Genomic DNA, 16504 nt, shown 5'->3' with positions numbered 1-16504 from the left:
TATTAGCGCCTTTTTTAGTTAGTTAAAAACTTACTTATAGTTTTCGTAAATTTTATCGAGCGGCTCTGATAAACCACTTTCTTGCACTATACGTACATGTTCACGTTTTAATTCGCGTGCACTAGTCACACCACAAGAATGGGCTATTAGCCCAGCTCCGTAATGAATGTATTTATTATAGTTAGCTACTCGTTGCGCTTTATCAGCTACATTTAAGCCGCGTTGCAAACGCTCGTTATGCGTAGTGATACCCGTCGGACAGGTATCTTTATTACATTGCATTGCCTGAATACAGCCCAGTGCAAACATATGCCCTCGAGCCGATACAACAAAATCAGCACCGAGCGCTAACGCCCAAGCCACCTTTGAAGGAACAATTAATTTACCTGAGGCGATTATTTTAATACGATCTCGCAGCCCATGTTTTTCAAGCATATTAACTACAAGCGGTAAACTTTCACGAAGTGGTAAACCCACTGAATCCATAAGCGGTTGTGGTGCTGCGCCCGTACCACCATCAGCACTATCTATGGTAATAAAGTCAGGTGCAGACTCTATACCACGGTGGTTTATTTCAGCGAACAACGTTTCTAACCATCCGTAAGCACCAATTACCGCTTTAAAGCCTGTAGGCTTACCTGTCGCGTTACGTACAGTGGCAATCATATCGAGAATATCGGCTGGGTTTTTAATTTCAGGATGACCATTGGGGCTAATAGAATCTTGTCCTTCTGGTATGCCCCTAATTTTAGCTATTTCGGCGTTAACTTTGCGCCCTGGTAACATACCGCCTTTACCTGGTTTTGCACCTTGGCTCATTTTAAGTTCAAACATTTTTACTTGTTCGTGAGCCGCTATTTCTTTTAGCTTTTCGGTACTTAAACTTCCATGCTCGTCTCGTGCACCATATTTAGCTGTACCAATCTGAAACACTAAATCGGCACCACCTTCTAAATGATAAGGACTTAATCCCCCTTCACCGGTGTTCATCCAACAACCCGCTAGTTTTGCCCCTTTTGATAAGGCTCGTACAGCTGGCTTTGAAAGCGCACCAAAACTCATACCAGATACATTGAATAACGAGTTGGTCGTGTAAGGTGTTTTACAGTATGGACCCAAAGTAACATTACTCGGGTCGAGCGCTTCTTCGTCTAAAGTAGGAAATGCACAGTTCATAAACATAACCGTACCTGTTACTTCTAAGCTTTGCGTGGAGCCAAATGCAGCCGTACGGTCAACATCTTTTGCTGCACGATAAACCCAACTACGCTCAGCGCGGTTAAACGGCATTTCTTCTCTATCTTGAGCAAAAAAGTACTGTCTAAAAAACTCACCTTGGCGTTCAAAAAAATATCGAAAGCGACCAATAACAGGGTAATTACGTCTAATTGCATGCTTGGTTTGTGTTACATCTCGAATATAAAAAACGACAACGATTAAAACCAATAACCCTAAAACAACAATAAACATACTTGCAAATACATCAATACTAAACATTATAAAATTACTCACCCAAGGCCCCTTGATGACTGTTTTTAAAATAAAAAAGTGCTATACCACCAAAATGACATAACACTTTTATTTGTTCAAGGCTTTAACTGCCTTATATCTAATTCTGTTGTTTAGCTAACTCTGCTTTTATATATAAACGCACTTGTGTTTCAAGTACCGATAAAGGCACTGAACCATGGCGTAATATTTGATGATGAAATTCACGAATATCAAAGCTTTTTCCTAGCGCTTGCTCTGCTTCAATGCGTAAACGCTTAATAGTAAGCTCACCTATTTTGTACGAAAGCGCCTGTGCAGGCCATGTAATATAACGATCGGTTTCGGTTTTAACGTTATGCAACGAAAGCGCTGTATTTTCGCTCATAAAGTTCATGGCACGCTCGCGACTCCAGCCATACATATGCATACCTGTATCAACAACTAAACGCGCTGCTCGCCACATTTCATACGTTAAACGACCAAAACGGCTATATGGGTCTTGATAAAAGCCTGCCTCTAAACCTAAATACTCAGAGTAAAGCCCCCAACCTTCGCCAAATGCCGAGAGGTAAGCATCACGGCGATAGCTCGGCAGATTTTCAAGCTCTGCATTAAGTGATATTTGTAAATGATGGCCAGGCACGGCTTCGTGCAGTGTTAATGCTTCTAAAACATACAAAGGGCGCTTATCTAAAGCGTAAGTATTTACCCAATAATACCCTGCTTCATCATCTCGATTAGAGCCTGAATATCGACCGGTTGTGTATTTAGGTGCAATACTAGCCGGTACAGGTGCTACACCATAAGGTTTGCGCGGTAAGGTATGAAATAATTTAGGCAGTTGTGCATCCATTTTTTTAGCAATATAAGATGCTTCTTTTAAAAGTTGCTCTGGTGTTGTGGCGTAAAATTGTGGATCAGTGCGTAAAAAGTGGATAAATTCGGCAAACGTGCCTTTAAAACCTACCTCTGCTATTACGTTTTCCATTTCACTACGAATTCGCTCAACTTCTTTTAAGCCAAGTTCGTGAATCTCTTTAGGTGTCATATCGGTAGTGGTGTAGTACTTAGCTCTATTTTTATAAAACGCTTCGCCATTAGGTGTATCTGATATACCAATACTTGTACGTGCACCAGGTCGATATTGCTGCGTAAAAAACGCTAAATAATCTTTATAAGATTTTATAACCTCTTCTTTTATAATATTTTTAGCTTTTTGTTGTAGTGCTTTAAATTCACTTTCACTTAAACCAGCTGTGTTAGTTAAAAATGGTTTATAAAATTCAGACGTAGTTACATCGTCAACAATGTAAGCATTAATTGAATCTTCATAACCTTCTAATACAGCTCTAGGTTGAGTAAGCCCTGTCTCAAGCCCTTTTTTCATCCAATACATGTTTTGCTCAAAAAAGCGTGGAACTTGCGCCAATCGTGCAAGATACACTTGGTAATCTTCCGGGTTTTTATATTTAGAGCTATTTATTATGTAAGACAAACCAGAATGAAACCCATATTCAGAGGTGAGCGGCATATAGTGCGCATTAAATACATATTCATCGACACTGTTTTGTACTTGAGCTCGAATAATATCGAAGTTAATTTGATTTTCATCGCTTAGCTTTTCAATATTAATAGTGTCTAATTCAGCAAGTAATCGCGTTTTATTTTTATATTCTTGCGCTAAAAATTCAGGGGATAAATTTGGTAATAAATAACCTTCAACACCACCTACACTATCGTAAGGGTTAATGCTTTCTCTATAATCAACAATACTTTGCGCTACTTTAGTAAATTGTTGATCTGAATTTTGCATGGTCATTTGGCATGCACTTAATGAGCACAAAACCGTGATACCAAATAAAGATTGGCGAAGTGGCTTAATTAAAAAATGATTCATTATAATGTAACTTAGCAGTGTTATTAATTTCATAAAGCTATCGTAGGGTAAATAAATAGCAAGTAAATGAGACCAACCTCATAGTAATAATCCCTACTTATACCAAGTGTATTAATACGTTACATACATTAAATGAAGTAAAAACCAGCCTAATTGATGAGAAAAACAGCGATTGAGCTGCTAAAGCAAAATTTAAGTTCCCTAACTATCGTTTTTGCTTTTAAATAGCTCGGATAATGATTACTGTATAAAAAAATAATAAAAAGCTCGGACGCATAACCGCCTCATGGAATGAGATATTTTAAAATTTGCACTTATGCGTACTTAGTTGGTATTTAAAATGATGTTCCATGATTCCATGGCTATTGCACAAGAAAAAATGACCAAAGTGTGTGTTTTTTTAGAGCGCTATACGCTCCCACCTACGCCGCTGAATTATCAAGTTATTTATGCTTATACCAGTCAAACTAATCTCAAGCTAAATAAAGCTTTAGACCGTGCTATCGCTGTTGAAGACAATATAGATAGCGTTTTAATTGAACAACTACATTCTGAGTTTTTAAATACTGGCCACAAAGCGCAAGTCAACATGATTCAAAATGTTGATGGTGTTATAAACTCACTTTCTCAAAATTCTCAAGCTACTGAAAAGCAAATAATTCGCTTTGCGGGTCAAGTGAGCGAATGCGTACATTCGCTAGATGAGAACAACATAGAACAAAGCCGTCAAGCGCTTGAAGTTCTTCATAATCAAACCGCCGAATTACTCAACCAACATAAGCAATTTAAGCAAGAACTAAGCAAAGCCAAACAACTACACGAAAAAACACAAAAGCAGCTAACTCAACTTCGTAAACAGCATATTATTGATAGCCAAACAGGGCTTTATAAGCGCCATTATTTAACGCAACAAACCCAAGTGTGGACTAATCAACAAAAATCTATTTGCGCAATAGCGATTCAAATAGACAACCTTGATCACTTTACTAAAAATTATGGTGATATTATTGGTGAAGTCATTTTGAGTAAAGTTGCTAAGCAAGTGCAAAAATATGTTTTTCAAAGTGGCTTACCTGGTCGCACAGCTAAAGATCAATTTACTGTTTTGCTCGCCGACATCGACCCAGATACGGCCAATGTGATAGCCGAGAAAGTAAGAAATGGGGTCGAAAAGCTACGCTTTGTTAGTTCAAAAACAGGTATCAAGCTACCAAGTATTGGCTTATCACTAGGAATTGCTCAGCATCAACAAGAAGATGATTTTAATCAGTTAGCAAAAAAAGCATCTCATGCGGCTTTTAAAGCACGTTCATTAGGTCAAAGTAGTTACACTGCAGGGCAATAAATTACCTGATAAATCATATTCAAATTGCACCTACTGTGTACAATAAAGTACACTAACCTCTATTGTCACGATAGAGATTAATCATGAACGAAACCGAACAAAAGACCACGCATTTTGGTTATAAAACAGTAGCCGAGAACGATAAAGCTTCTATGGTTGCTGATGTATTTCACTCAGTAGCTGCAAAATACGATGTAATGAATGATTTAATGTCTTTTGGGGTGCATCGTTTATGGAAACGTCAAACTATTGCAAGCTCAGGTGTTCGTAAAGGCCATCATGTACTCGATTTAGCCGGCGGCACTGGCGACTTAACGGTAAAGTTTAGCCAATTAGTGGGCGAAACGGGTCAAGTTGTTTTGGGTGATATAAACTCATCTATGCTTAAAGTTGGTCGTGAAAAACTGCATAATCTTGGATTAGTGGGCAATATCGACTACGTACAAATGAATGCAGAAATGCTACCGTTCCCAGATAATAGCTTTGATGTGATCACTATTGCCTTTGGCTTACGTAACGTTACCGATAAAGACAAAGCATTACGCTCTATGTACCGCATTTTAAAGCCAGGTGGTCGTTTACTTGTTTTAGAGTTTTCAAAACCAGAGCATGACGTACTTAGTAAAGCTTACGATTTTTACTCATTTAATTTATTGCCTACAATGGGTAAGCTAGTTGCTAACGACAGTGAATCGTATAAGTATTTAGCTGAATCTATTCGAATGCATCCAGATCAAGACACGCTAAAAGCGATGATGGAAGATGCAGGCTTTGAGCAAACAACATACCAAAACCTCACAGGCGGAATTGTTGCGCTGCACCGTGGTTTTAAATATTAAGGCTAGCAGTTATGGCGCTTGAGAAAATAACAAAAAATAATAATGATGCAATGCCATCTGAATTTTTTATGTTACCTAATTTTGTACTTTCGCTTATTGAGCGTGTACTAAATCAAGCACTTAGCCTTGACCCACAATTATCTGAAAAGCTAAGCGCCGTTAAACATCAGCGCTTAGTGGTTGAAGTAAGAGATTGGCAACAAAGCATCCAACTTGTTTATAGCGCTGAGCAATTACACTTATACAGTGCTCAAAATAATGAAAACGCAGATTGTATGATCAGCGCAGACATAGACACGCTTTTAGCGCTTAAAAACCCAGCTATGCTTACCCAGTTAATTCGCCAAGATAAGCTCGACTTACAAGGCGATTTAAATATTGCGCAAACTTATAGCAATGCGTTTTCAGGCATTGATATTGATTGGCCTGAACAGCTCTCTAGATACATTGGCGATACCCCCGCTCAGCAGTTATATCTGCACTTAAAAAAACTAAAACAAAAGAGCAGCAAAACCAACACTAAAATAAGTACAATGCTTACAAGTTTATGCCAAGATGAGCTCGCAATTACTATTCACCCATTAGAACTTGAGCAATTTAAACAAAAAAATAGAGAACTCAAAGGCCAAGTCGCTGCTGTTGAGCAGCGTATAAATACCTTGTTAAACTCTTTTTCACCTTCAAACACCCTCTAAGGATTTTTTGTGTCGACTGCACGTTTGTATAACATCACCAAAACATTACTTAGCTATGGGTTAGACGAGCTAATTCCAAAACATAAGATCCCTTGGTTTGGTAAAGTAGCTCGTGGCAGTTTGTTTTGGCTGCGTAATCAGCACAAAGAAAAACCTGCAGGACTACGTTTACGTTTGGCACTACAAGAGCTTGGTCCTGTTTGGATTAAGTTTGGCCAAATGCTCTCAACTCGTCGTGACTTACTCCCTCATGATATCGCTTTAGAGCTTGCGTTTTTACAAGATCAAGTTCAGCCATTTGAAGGCGCACTTGCACAAAAAATCATAGAAAAAGCGCTAGAAATTAACGACATAAGTGAATTGTTTAGTGAGTTTTCACAAATTCCACTGGCCTCAGCATCTATAGCGCAAGTACATACAGCAAAGCTTATTGATGAGCAAAGCATTGAGCAAGATGTAGTAATTAAGGTTATTAGACCCAATATTTACGAGCAAATTAATGCCGACTTAGCGTTAATGGAAAAGCTCGCTAAGGTACTTGCAAAAGTCCATAACGAATCAAAACGTCTACGCCCCGTTGAAGTGGTTAAAGAATACAAAAAAACACTCCTAGACGAGCTCGACTTAATGCGCGAAGGTGCCAATGGCATTCAACTAAAACGCAATTTTGAAGGCTCTGATTCATTATATATCCCTGCAGTTTACAGTGATTACAGCCGTAGCAATGTGCTGGTAATGGAGCGTATTTACGGTATACCTGTGTCTGATACGGATGCATTACTGGCGCAAAACACTAATATGAAATTACTTGCTGAGCGCGGCGTAGAAGTGTTTTTTACGCAGGTGTTTAGAGACAGCTTTTTTCATGCCGACATGCACCCTGGTAATATATTCGTCTCTCGCGAGCATCCTGAAAATCCAATGTATATCGGTATTGATTGCGGTATAGTTGGTACGTTAAGCAAAGAAGATAAACGCTATTTAGCTGAAAACTTTATCGCCTTTTTTAATCGTGATTATCGCCAAGTTGCACAGCTACACGTAGATTCTGGTTGGGTACCACCAGATACTAGCATTGAAGAATTTGAATTTGCGATTCGCACAGTTTGCGAGCCTATATTTAATAAACCTTTGGCTGAAATTTCATTTGGTCACGTACTCGTAAATCTATTTAATACTGCACGTCGTTTTAACATGCAAGTACAACCGCAATTAGTATTGCTACAAAAAACCTTATTATACGTTGAAGGATTAGGGCGTCAGCTTTACCCGCAACTCGACTTATGGAAAACAGCCAAACCCTTTTTAGAAGATTGGGTGAAGCAGCAAGTTGGACCGCTATCAGTACTGAAGCAAATGTATGCTAACTTGCCATTTTGGGCTGAAAAAATGCCTGAACTACCTGATCTAATTTACCAAAATTTAAAGCGTGCACCACACGCTCATCAACCTCAAGAACAAAAGGTATCTCATAAACCTTTAATATTGAGTTTATTTGGTAGTGCTACAATGATTATGGCAACACTTTGTTATTTACAGCACGATTTAGTAGCTGCAAGCATTGCAATAGCCTTATCTGCTATTAGCTTTATTGCAGCATGGCGCAACGCATAAACTGAGTGCTATTTGCGCTATTGGGCGTATAATTAGTATTTAAAATATACATTTAACCGTTTTATATATTGGAGAAAACCATGGGTTTTGGTGGTATTAGTATTTGGCAATTATTAATTGTTTTAGCGATCATAGTTTTACTTTTCGGCACAAAAAAACTACGCGGTATGGGTGGTGATATTGGAGGCGCTGTTAAAGGCTTCAAAAAAGCAATGTCGGACGACACAGCGAGTGAGCAAGAAAAATCAGAGCAAATTCAACAATCAGAAAAAAGCACCGTTGACGACTCAACCAATACTGAAAAAAGCAAAGATAGCAATAAGGTTTAATTAGTATGGGGATGTGGGAGCTTGTTGTTATTTTTATTGTTGGCTTAGTGGTGCTCGGTCCTGAGCGCTTACCTGTTGCTATTAGAACAGTGAGTAAATGGGTTAAAACCGCTAAATCACTTGCCAACTCAGTAAAAGCCGAAGTAAGTGAAGAACTGCGTATTCATGAACTTCACGAAAACCTTAAAAAAGCAGAACAACAAGAACTAAAAGACTTAAGCCCTGAGCTACAAAGTTCATTAACAGAGCTACAAAAAGCGGCTGAATCAGTTACTCACAGCTACAAAAAAACACAATCTGATACATCAAATAACCAACAACTTGATGAGAAAAAGTGAAATTTATTTCTCACTTTGTGGTCAACTTACTACATGGTATAAAAAATAATGGCTGAGGAAGTAAAATCGGGGTTTGTAGCGCATTTAATTGAGTTACGTGATCGGCTAATAAAAGCACTATTGAGCATTTTAGTTATTTTCATTGCCATAGTATATTTTGCGAATGATATTTACGCCTTTGTTGCACAGCCGTTAGTTTCGCATTTGCCAAGTACTGCGACTATGATTGCAACCGATGTAACAGCCCCCTTTTTTGCACCTTTCAAACTTACTTTATTTGTCGCTTTATTTGCGTCGATTCCGTGGATATTGCATCAAATTTGGGGCTTTATAGCACCGGGGTTATATCAGCACGAAAAAAAAATGCTCATGCCCATTCTCGCCTCAAGTATAATATTATTTTATGGCGGCATAGCTTTTTGTTATTTTGTAGTTCTGCCAATTATTTTAGGCTTTTTTACAAGTACCGGCCCCGAAATGATGACCCTTGCGCCCGACATAAGTAGCTATTTAGGGTTTGTATTAAAACTATTTTTTGCATTCGGTGTCGCTTTCGAAATTCCAGTAGCTATTATGCTGCTATGCTGGAGTGGCGCAACAACAACAAAAAGCTTAAAAGAAAAGCGCCCTTATATCGTGGTGGGTGTATTTGTAGTGGCAATGTTTTTAACACCGCCTGATGTTTTATCACAAACATTATTAGCATTTCCGATGCTTCTTTTGTTTGAACTAGGTTTAATTTTAGCAAAATTTTATACCGCCAAACCACAAAAAGAATCTGAGGAATAAAATGAAAAAACAACTACTCTCACTATTGGTTTTATTAAGTGCGCCTACTTTTGCTGCGCAAACTGAATTTAATACTCAGGCCCTGCAAGCATGTAGCTTTATTGAAAATGACTTTAACCGATTACTTTGCTATGACAATACAATTGCTGGTAAATCACTGGTTAAGCCAACAATAACAAAAACGCTCACTCCACCAACGGCTAATAATGTGCCTCAAGTCGTAGCTGCAGCACCAATTCAAGCAAAGGCAAAAGCTGACAATTTTGGTTTAGAGCATAAAATAGAAGAGCAAGTAGAGAAAGAAACTGAAATAAAAGCCATGATTACATCAATTGATGAAGCTGCTTATGGCGAGTTAATTATTTCACTAGATAACGGCCAACAATGGCGCCAAATTGGCTCTGACAGCATGCGTTTAAAAGAAAATGATACAATTATAATTAGTCGCGGTGCATTCAGCTCTTTCTTACTGAAAAAAGACGGTAAAAACCGCTCTATTCGCGTTAAACGTACTAAGTAATGTCATATACGTTAATTGATGCTGGGGTTAACTTAACTAATCATCAATTTGATGACCAGCATCGAGATGTAATTACCCGCGCAAGCGAAGCCGGGGTTACAAATATGCTTATTATAGGTTGTGATATTGCAAGTAGTCAGCAATCACTTGAACTTGCGATAAAACATCTTCAATATTCTACGGCGGGTGTCCACCCGCATGATGCTAAATCGGCGACAAATGAATTAGAAGCACAATTAACTGCACTTGCAAACAATAAGCAAGTCATAGCGATTGGTGAATGCGGCCTTGATTATAACCGTGACTTTTCGCCTCGCGATGTACAGCTTAGTGTTTTTAGACGCCACCTAGCACTTGCCGAAAAATTAGATTTACCTGTTTACTTACATGAACGTGATGCAAGTGACGACATGCTAAGTATTTTAAAAGAGTTTAATATTCGCGGTGTACTCCACTGCTTTACAGGTAACTCAGCAGCTCTAAAACAATATTTAGATTTAGGTCTATATATTGGTATAACGGGTTGGGTATGTGATGAAAGGCGTGGTAAAGATTTACAACAACTAGTGCCTAGTATTCCTCTAGATCGATTATTAATAGAAACTGATGCACCATTTTTAATTCCACGAACAGTTAAGCCAAAGCCTAAATCGCGTAAAAATGAACCCGCTCTGCTTCCTTATATCTGTCAAACGGTTGCACAACTTTATCAAATAGATGAAGAAGTTGTAGCCCGTAAAACTACAGAAAATTTTCACCGTGTTTTTGGTTTAGAAGATCGTTAATGGCCTATGCAAAGGCACTTTTAAGCCTATTGGTATTCCTTTGCACTTTTTGCTCTTTCGCAAACCCGGTAATAATAAAACACGATTTTAACTCTCAAAACATCAATAATCTGTATTACTCTTTTGAACCAACATCGCTATTAAGTGCACAACAAAGTGGCCATATACAGTGGCTAAAAAACACAGGAAAACCTCTTAATTTAGGACTAGAGCAGCGTTCTGTGTGGATAAAATTTAAAATAAAAAACACGCTTAGTTATAATACCGAACAACTGTTGTCACTAAACAACCCTCTGCTAAACGACGTTCAAGTATATCAGTTACATAACTCGCAATTAATTTCTCACACCCAAATTGGCGATGCATACCCCCTTGATAAACGTGCGATTAAGAGTGAATCTTTATTAGTTAAATTAATTAGCCCTGCAAATAGCGAAACCATTATTATTATGAGAGTGACGAATAGCTCCGGCTTGCGAGTCCCTTTAACGCTGTGGCAACCAGAAGCTTATTTGGCACATAAAGGTAAACTTAATTTACTCTATGGCTTATTGATTGGTTTTATATTTTCTTTAGGTGTGAGTTGCTTAGTTTTATATAGTTTTTCACGTAAACGTTATTTTGTTTATGCTGGTTTAATTACCCTCACATTAGGTAGTTTATTAGCCTACATTTGTGGCTTTGGCCTAAAATATATTCATCCTAATTTGCCAGCATTACAGCAAGTTATGATCCCTGTATTACTTATGCTTATTGCTTTAATGTTTTTGCCTTTACAAAAGCAAATTTGCCATCCAAAGCCCTCTTTTTTACTAACGGTTCAAAAAGTGGTAGTTAACGCATTAGGTGTCTCGTTATTATTTATTTGGCTATTTCCAAACCATATAGTGACACTATTTTGCTTAACTACTATCCCAATCGTTTTAGGCTTTTATATTGCAACTACACTTATGTGCATACGTTTATCACCTTCTAAACCTAATAAAGCGCTACTGCTCGTATTAGTTTTTTTCTTGGTGGTGATGCTTTATTTTATTGTTGCAGTAATAGGGCTATACGCCTTTGACAGAAGTACATTAGCATTTGTATTTACATGCTTTTTTAGCTGCACATTTTGTCTATGCTACAGTGTAATGAAGTTATTTATTTTGCAACGTGATGAAGAAGTAATTGCTCAGCAAACCTTGATTGCTGAAAATGCGGCTCAAGATACGCTACTTAAAGAGCGCTTAAAGTTACAAGAAAAAACACGCCAAGAACTCGAATCACAAGTCGACGAACGCACCTTTGAATTACAAATTACACTCAGAGAACTTGAAGAAAAAAACCGCTCACTTGAGTTACTCAATACCGAAGACGCTTTAACCGGAATAAAAAACAGACGCTTTTTTGATAAAAAGCTAATAATGGAGCTTCGTCGGTCTCGCCGTGAACAAACGCCGCTTAGTATTGTTATGCTTGATATAGACCGATTCAAAAGCATTAACGATACATACGGACACATAATTGGCGATCAAGTTATTAAAGCTGTATCTGACCTTATAAAAGATCATTTAAAGCGACCACTCGATGAAGTTGCTCGTTATGGCGGTGAAGAGTTTGTGGTGCTATTACCTAATACCCCCAGCGAAGGTGCACAAGACATAGCTGAAAAAATACGAGCAGCTATCTCAGCCAGTACAGTAACGGTTGCCAATAATGATATTCAATTTACAATTAGCGCTGGTGTATACACCAGCATTGCTGATGATGTTAGCAATCCTCAAATTTTTACTGAGTGCGCCGACAAAGCACTTTATTACGCAAAGCAACATGGCCGTAATCAAGTAATCACTTTTCCATTACCACAGTAGGAGCATATTAATATGGCCCAATCAGGATTAGACCTTTTCCCGTATACTCGCATGCGCAGAATGCGCCGCAGCGACTTTTCTCGCCGCTTAATGGCCGAAAACCAACTTAGCGTAAACGATTTAATTTACCCTGTATTTGTACTTGAAGGTAAAAATCGCCGCGAAGCAATTGAATCCATGCCTGGTATTGAACGTCTATCGATAGATTTACTATTGCTTGAGGCAAAAGAACTTGTTGAACTTGGCGTACCTGCCGTTGCTATTTTTCCGGTAACCCCTGCGGACAAAAAATCACTATTTGCCGAAGAAGCATATAATGACGATGGCTTAGTGCAACGTACTGTTCGCGCTTTAAAAGAAGCCTTTCCTGAGTTGGGTGTAATTACTGATGGTGCACTTGATCCATTCACGACGCACGGTCAAGACGGCATTATTGATGACACAGGCTATGTAATAAACGACGTAACCACCGAAATTTTAGTTAAACAAGCACTCTCGCATGCAGAAGCGGGCGCTGATGTAATTGCCCCTTCGGACATGATGGATGGCCGTATTGCTGCAATTCGTGAAGCACTTGAAGCTGATGGGTTTGTGCATACCCGTATTATGGCCTACTCAGCTAAATACGCATCTAGCTACTATGGCCCATTTAGAGATGCAATAGGTTCTGCTGGGAACTTAAAAGGTGCCGATAAAAAAACCTACCAAATGGACCCTGCAAACTCTGATGAAGCAATACGTGAGGTCGCATTAGACTTACAAGAAGGCGCTGATATGGTCATGGTTAAGCCTGGCATGCCTTATTTAGATATTGTACGTCGTGTTAAAGACGAGTTTGGTGTACCTACTTTCGCATATCAGGTAAGTGGCGAGTATGCAATGCACAAAGCAGCTATTGATAACGGTTGGTTAAGTGAGGAAGCTACTATAATGGAGTCTTTACTTGCATTTAAGCGTGCAGGCGCCGATGGAATATTGACCTATTTTGCTAAGCAAGCCGCACAATACCTAGCTAAAAAGTAAGGTTTTTATAAAAAGGCGGTTAAATCGCCTTTTGTTTACATTCGTTTACATTTTTGTATTATTTTCGTCATATTTATTCTCTAAACTGGTGTCCCATTTTGGGATTAATACACGGGAATAATAAAAAAATGTTTAAAACAAAAATAACACCACTCGCACTTGTTATAGCAAGTCTCAGTGCACCAGCCTCTGCAGATCTAATCATTTCAGAATACATAGAGGGAAGCAGTAATAATAAAGCAATTGAGCTTTATAATAATGCACCTACCTCAATAGTACTTGATGGATACACATTAGGACTGTATTCAAACGGTAGCGATACTGTAGGAAATTCTATTGCTTTAACAGGTGAATTAGCTGCAAATACAACATACGTAATTGCCAACTCCGGCGCAATTGAAGACATACTAAGTATTTCCGATACTACTAGCACTGTTACATTTTACAACGGTGACGATGCTCTTGTGTTAACAAAAGATGGTATTGTAGTCGATAGCTTTGGTCAAGTGGGTGTAGATCCAGGGTCATTTTGGTCTGATGCCTCAGCACAAACGCAAAACAAAACACTCCGTAGAAAAGACAGTATTACAACAGGCCGCACTGATTCAACATCAGCGTTTAGCCCTAGCGATGAATGGGTTCAATTTGATATAGATACATTCGATGGATTAGGTTCTCATTCTGGTTCTGAAGGCAGTGCTCCTGAACCAATTCCAGAACCAGAACCACTTGAACCACTTGTTTGTGGCGCAGAAAAAGTACTAATTAACGCTATACAAGGCGATAGCTCTGCAAGCCCGCTTGTTAATACTTTAGTAGAGTTTGAGGGTATTGTAACCGCAGACTTCCAAGATGATGATCAATTAAAAGGCTTTTTCGTTAGCTCACTTGCTGCTGACATAGATGCAAATCCTCTCACCTCTGAAGGTGTATTTGTTTATTTTGCAGATATTGACGTAAACGTAGGCGACCATGTACGTGTACAAGGTACTGTAGAAGAATATTTTGATGCAACACAAATCGGCAGTGTTAGCCAAGTTGCCGTATGTGGCACTGGTTTAGCTGCAGCAGCTACAAAAATCACTTTACCTTTAGCTGATACAACTGATTTAGAAGCTTTTGAAGGTATGTTAGTTACATTAGAACAACCATTAGTAGTAACTAATAACTTTGGCCTTGGTCGATATGGTGAAGTTGAATTAGCAACAGAACGCTTGTATCAAGGTACCCAAGTTGCATTACCTGGAGATGCAGCTAATGCAGTTGAAACTGAAAATCTACTTAAAAAGATTTTACTAGATGATGGCTCTACAGGACAAAACTTAGACCCTACAGCCTACCCAACTCCAGGCTTATCAGCAGAAAATACATTACGTACTGGCGATACAGTTAATACGGTTACGGGGGCACTTGCTTATAGCTTTAGCCTTTACAGAATCCACCCAACTGTAGCACCTTCGTTTATTGCAACAAATGCACGTGAAAATGCGCCTGAACTTAATGCTGAAGCAGATTTACGTGTAGCTAGCTTTAACGTACTTAATTACTTTAATGGTGATGGCCAAGGCGGAGGGTTCCCGACAGCCCGAGGTGCAGATTCAGAAGCTGAATTTACTCGCCAAGAAGCTAAAATTGTAAGTGCCATTAGCGCTATCCAGGCCGATGTTGTTGGTTTAATGGAAATTGAAAATGATGGTTTTGGCGAATTTAGTGCAATTGCAAGCTTAGTAGATGCATTAAATGACGCTGATAGTGCTAACAACTATGCATTTGTTGATTTTAACGTAGGTCAAATTGGTACCGATGCAATTACTACCGCACTTATCTATCGTGCTAACAAAGTAGAAGAAGTAGGTACTGCTGCTATTACGACTGAGGCTCCATTTGATTTTAGTAACCGTGCTCCAATTGCACAAAGCTTTAAATCATTAGAAACTGATGAAGTATTTACTGTTGCTGTGTCACACCTTAAATCTAAAAGCTGTGGTAGTGCTTCTGGAAACAATGCAGATTCAGGTGATGGACAAGGCTGTTGGAATGAAATACGCACAGAAGGTGCTAATGCATTCGCAAATTGGCTTGATAGCAAACCAACCGGTGTTGACGACGAAGATACTATTTTAGTCGGCGATATGAATGCTTACGCAATGGAAGATCCTATACGTGCATTTGCTGATAAAGGCTACAAAAATGTAGTTGCAGAAATTGATGGTGATACGCTTGGTTATTCTTACAGTTTTTCTGGTCGCGCAGGTAGTTTAGATCATGCAGTAGCTACCCAATCACTACTTAGCAAAATTGTCGCAGCAACAGATTGGCACATCAACGCAGATGAACCTATTTCTCTTGATTACAATGTAGAGTTTAAAAGCGAAGGTCAACAATCTAGTTTGTACTCTGAAAGTGCATACCGCGCATCAGATCACGACCCTGTAATTATTGATATTAAATCTGAAATTACTTTAACACCTGAAGAGCAAACGCCAGTTATTAAAGCTGATCAAGTTTTTGCAGTCGATGAAAACAGCGCAATTGGCACAATTATCGGCACACTCGATTTTAGTGATCCAAATGCCGATGAATCACCAGTTGTTAAATTTATTACATCTGATAATGACAGCGTTTCTATTAACAATCAGGGGCAGCTAATTGTTGCTGGAGAAATTGATTACGAATTTGAAAATCGTATTACTTTAACAGTGCAAGCTCAGGATAGCGTGGGTAACTTATCTAACGTTGAAAAAGTAGCCGTGAAAGTAAATAACTTACGCTCAGATGATGATAATGATGCAGGTTCATTATTATGGTTATCACTTCTTTTAGCACCACTATCAATAGTGCGTCGATTTAAAAAGAAATAACTAAGTTAAATCTAAACATTTAAAAGCCGCTCTTGCGGCTTTTTTATTTTATACAAATGTAATTCAGACAAGCTTCATTAAACCCCCCGTAATATGTTCAGACGATCTGTGAATCTTCTAGTAAT

14 protein-coding genes are annotated in these 16504 nt (G+C 38.6%); 12 read left to right on the top strand and 2 right to left on the bottom strand.

Translation table 11 applies throughout. The annotated features are described in order from the left end of the window. Positions 1-30 precede the first annotated feature (30 nt). Positions 31-1497 (bottom strand): FMN-binding glutamate synthase family protein, encoded by a 1467-nt coding sequence (locus CXF64_RS17045; protein WP_198551148.1) that lies wholly within the window; start codon positions 1495-1497, stop codon positions 31-33. Positions 1498-1609: 112 nt separating this feature from the next. Continuing rightward, a complete protein-coding gene (locus CXF64_RS17040) occupies positions 1610-3388 on the bottom strand; it encodes a DUF885 domain-containing protein (RefSeq protein WP_101217602.1) in 1779 nt (592 codons plus the stop codon). A gap of 358 nt (positions 3389-3746) precedes the next feature. On the opposite strand from CXF64_RS17040, the gene CXF64_RS17035 reads away from it, so the two are divergent. The 12 genes from CXF64_RS17035 (at position 3747) to CXF64_RS16980 (ending at position 16379) form a co-directional block, all read left to right on the top strand. Further along, the gene (locus CXF64_RS17035) at positions 3747-4733 is read left to right on the top strand and encodes a GGDEF domain-containing protein (RefSeq protein ID WP_007579862.1); all 987 of its coding nucleotides are present in this window, start codon (positions 3747-3749) and stop codon (positions 4731-4733) included. An 83-nt stretch (positions 4734-4816) separates the two neighbouring features. Further along, complete coding sequence (ubiE, locus tag CXF64_RS17030) at positions 4817-5572, top strand: bifunctional demethylmenaquinone methyltransferase/2-methoxy-6-polyprenyl-1,4-benzoquinol methylase UbiE (RefSeq protein WP_101217600.1); 756 nt, start codon at positions 4817-4819, stop codon at positions 5570-5572. An 11-nt stretch (positions 5573-5583) separates the two neighbouring features. Further along, complete coding sequence (locus CXF64_RS17025; protein WP_101217599.1) at positions 5584-6267, top strand: ubiquinone biosynthesis accessory factor UbiJ; 684 nt, start codon at positions 5584-5586, stop codon at positions 6265-6267. A 9-nt stretch (positions 6268-6276) separates the two neighbouring features. Beyond that, on the top strand, positions 6277-7881 hold the full coding sequence (gene ubiB / locus CXF64_RS17020) for a ubiquinone biosynthesis regulatory protein kinase UbiB (RefSeq protein ID WP_101217598.1): 1605 nt from the start codon (positions 6277-6279) through the stop codon (positions 7879-7881). An 80-nt stretch (positions 7882-7961) separates the two neighbouring features. Beyond that, positions 7962-8210 (top strand): Sec-independent protein translocase subunit TatA, encoded by a 249-nt coding sequence (tatA, locus tag CXF64_RS17015; RefSeq protein ID WP_101217597.1) that lies wholly within the window; start codon positions 7962-7964, stop codon positions 8208-8210. Between the two features lie 5 nt (positions 8211-8215). Then, the gene (tatB, locus tag CXF64_RS17010) at positions 8216-8548 is read left to right on the top strand and encodes a Sec-independent protein translocase protein TatB (RefSeq protein WP_007579851.1); all 333 of its coding nucleotides are present in this window, start codon (positions 8216-8218) and stop codon (positions 8546-8548) included. A 48-nt stretch (positions 8549-8596) separates the two neighbouring features. Continuing rightward, the gene (tatC, locus tag CXF64_RS17005; protein WP_101217596.1) at positions 8597-9337 is read left to right on the top strand and encodes a twin-arginine translocase subunit TatC; all 741 of its coding nucleotides are present in this window, start codon (positions 8597-8599) and stop codon (positions 9335-9337) included. Between the two features lies 1 nt (position 9338). Further along, on the top strand, positions 9339-9857 hold the full coding sequence (locus CXF64_RS17000; RefSeq protein ID WP_101217595.1) for a hypothetical protein: 519 nt from the start codon (positions 9339-9341) through the stop codon (positions 9855-9857). Then, a complete protein-coding gene (locus CXF64_RS16995) occupies positions 9857-10642 on the top strand; it encodes a TatD family hydrolase (protein WP_101217594.1) in 786 nt (261 codons plus the stop codon). Before CXF64_RS17000 ends, CXF64_RS16995 begins: the two co-directional genes overlap by 1 nt. Then, on the top strand, positions 10642-12495 hold the full coding sequence (locus CXF64_RS16990; RefSeq protein WP_024589475.1) for a sensor domain-containing diguanylate cyclase: 1854 nt from the start codon (positions 10642-10644) through the stop codon (positions 12493-12495). The genes CXF64_RS16995 and CXF64_RS16990 overlap by 1 nt, the downstream gene beginning before the upstream one ends. A 12-nt stretch (positions 12496-12507) precedes the next feature. Continuing rightward, positions 12508-13518: a porphobilinogen synthase gene (gene hemB / locus CXF64_RS16985; protein WP_007579839.1), complete on the top strand. Its 1011-nt coding sequence runs from the start codon at positions 12508-12510 to the stop codon at positions 13516-13518. Between the two features lie 128 nt (positions 13519-13646). After that, entirely contained in the window at positions 13647-16379 is a 2733-nt protein-coding gene (locus CXF64_RS16980; protein WP_101217593.1) for an ExeM/NucH family extracellular endonuclease, read from the top strand. Positions 16380-16504 lie beyond the last annotated feature (125 nt).

The sequence above is a fragment of the Pseudoalteromonas sp. GutCa3 genome, assembly GCF_002836155.1.
In the GTDB taxonomy this organism is placed as follows: Bacteria; Pseudomonadota; Gammaproteobacteria; order Enterobacterales; family Alteromonadaceae; genus Pseudoalteromonas; species Pseudoalteromonas arctica.
The sequence above is the reverse complement of the archived record's forward strand: the minus strand, read 5'-3'. Positions and strand labels throughout refer to the sequence as shown.

Bases quoted from the DNA above. Each gene is read 5' to 3' on its own strand.
- tatA (WP_101217597.1), top strand. From the start codon at position 7,962: ATGGGTTTTGGTGGTATTAGTATTTGGCAATTATTAATTGTTTTAGCG.
- CXF64_RS17025 (WP_101217599.1), top strand. From the start codon at position 5,584: ATGGCGCTTGAGAAAATAACAAAAAATAATAATGATGCAATGCCATCT.
- CXF64_RS17000 (WP_101217595.1), top strand. From the start codon at position 9,339: ATGAAAAAACAACTACTCTCACTATTGGTTTTATTAAGTGCGCCTACT.
- CXF64_RS16995 (WP_101217594.1), top strand. From the start codon at position 9,857: ATGTCATATACGTTAATTGATGCTGGGGTTAACTTAACTAATCATCAA.
- CXF64_RS16990 (WP_024589475.1), top strand. From the start codon at position 10,642: ATGGCCTATGCAAAGGCACTTTTAAGCCTATTGGTATTCCTTTGCACT.
- CXF64_RS17040 (WP_101217602.1), bottom strand. From the start codon at position 3,388: ATGAATCATTTTTTAATTAAGCCACTTCGCCAATCTTTATTTGGTATC.
- ubiE (WP_101217600.1), top strand. From the start codon at position 4,817: ATGAACGAAACCGAACAAAAGACCACGCATTTTGGTTATAAAACAGTA.
- hemB (WP_007579839.1), top strand. From the start codon at position 12,508: ATGGCCCAATCAGGATTAGACCTTTTCCCGTATACTCGCATGCGCAGA.
- CXF64_RS17035 (WP_007579862.1), top strand. From the start codon at position 3,747: ATGGCTATTGCACAAGAAAAAATGACCAAAGTGTGTGTTTTTTTAGAG.
- tatB (WP_007579851.1), top strand. From the start codon at position 8,216: ATGGGGATGTGGGAGCTTGTTGTTATTTTTATTGTTGGCTTAGTGGTG.
- CXF64_RS17045 (WP_198551148.1), bottom strand. From the start codon at position 1,497: ATGTTTAGTATTGATGTATTTGCAAGTATGTTTATTGTTGTTTTAGGG.
- tatC (WP_101217596.1), top strand. From the start codon at position 8,597: ATGGCTGAGGAAGTAAAATCGGGGTTTGTAGCGCATTTAATTGAGTTA.
- CXF64_RS16980 (WP_101217593.1), top strand. From the start codon at position 13,647: ATGTTTAAAACAAAAATAACACCACTCGCACTTGTTATAGCAAGTCTC.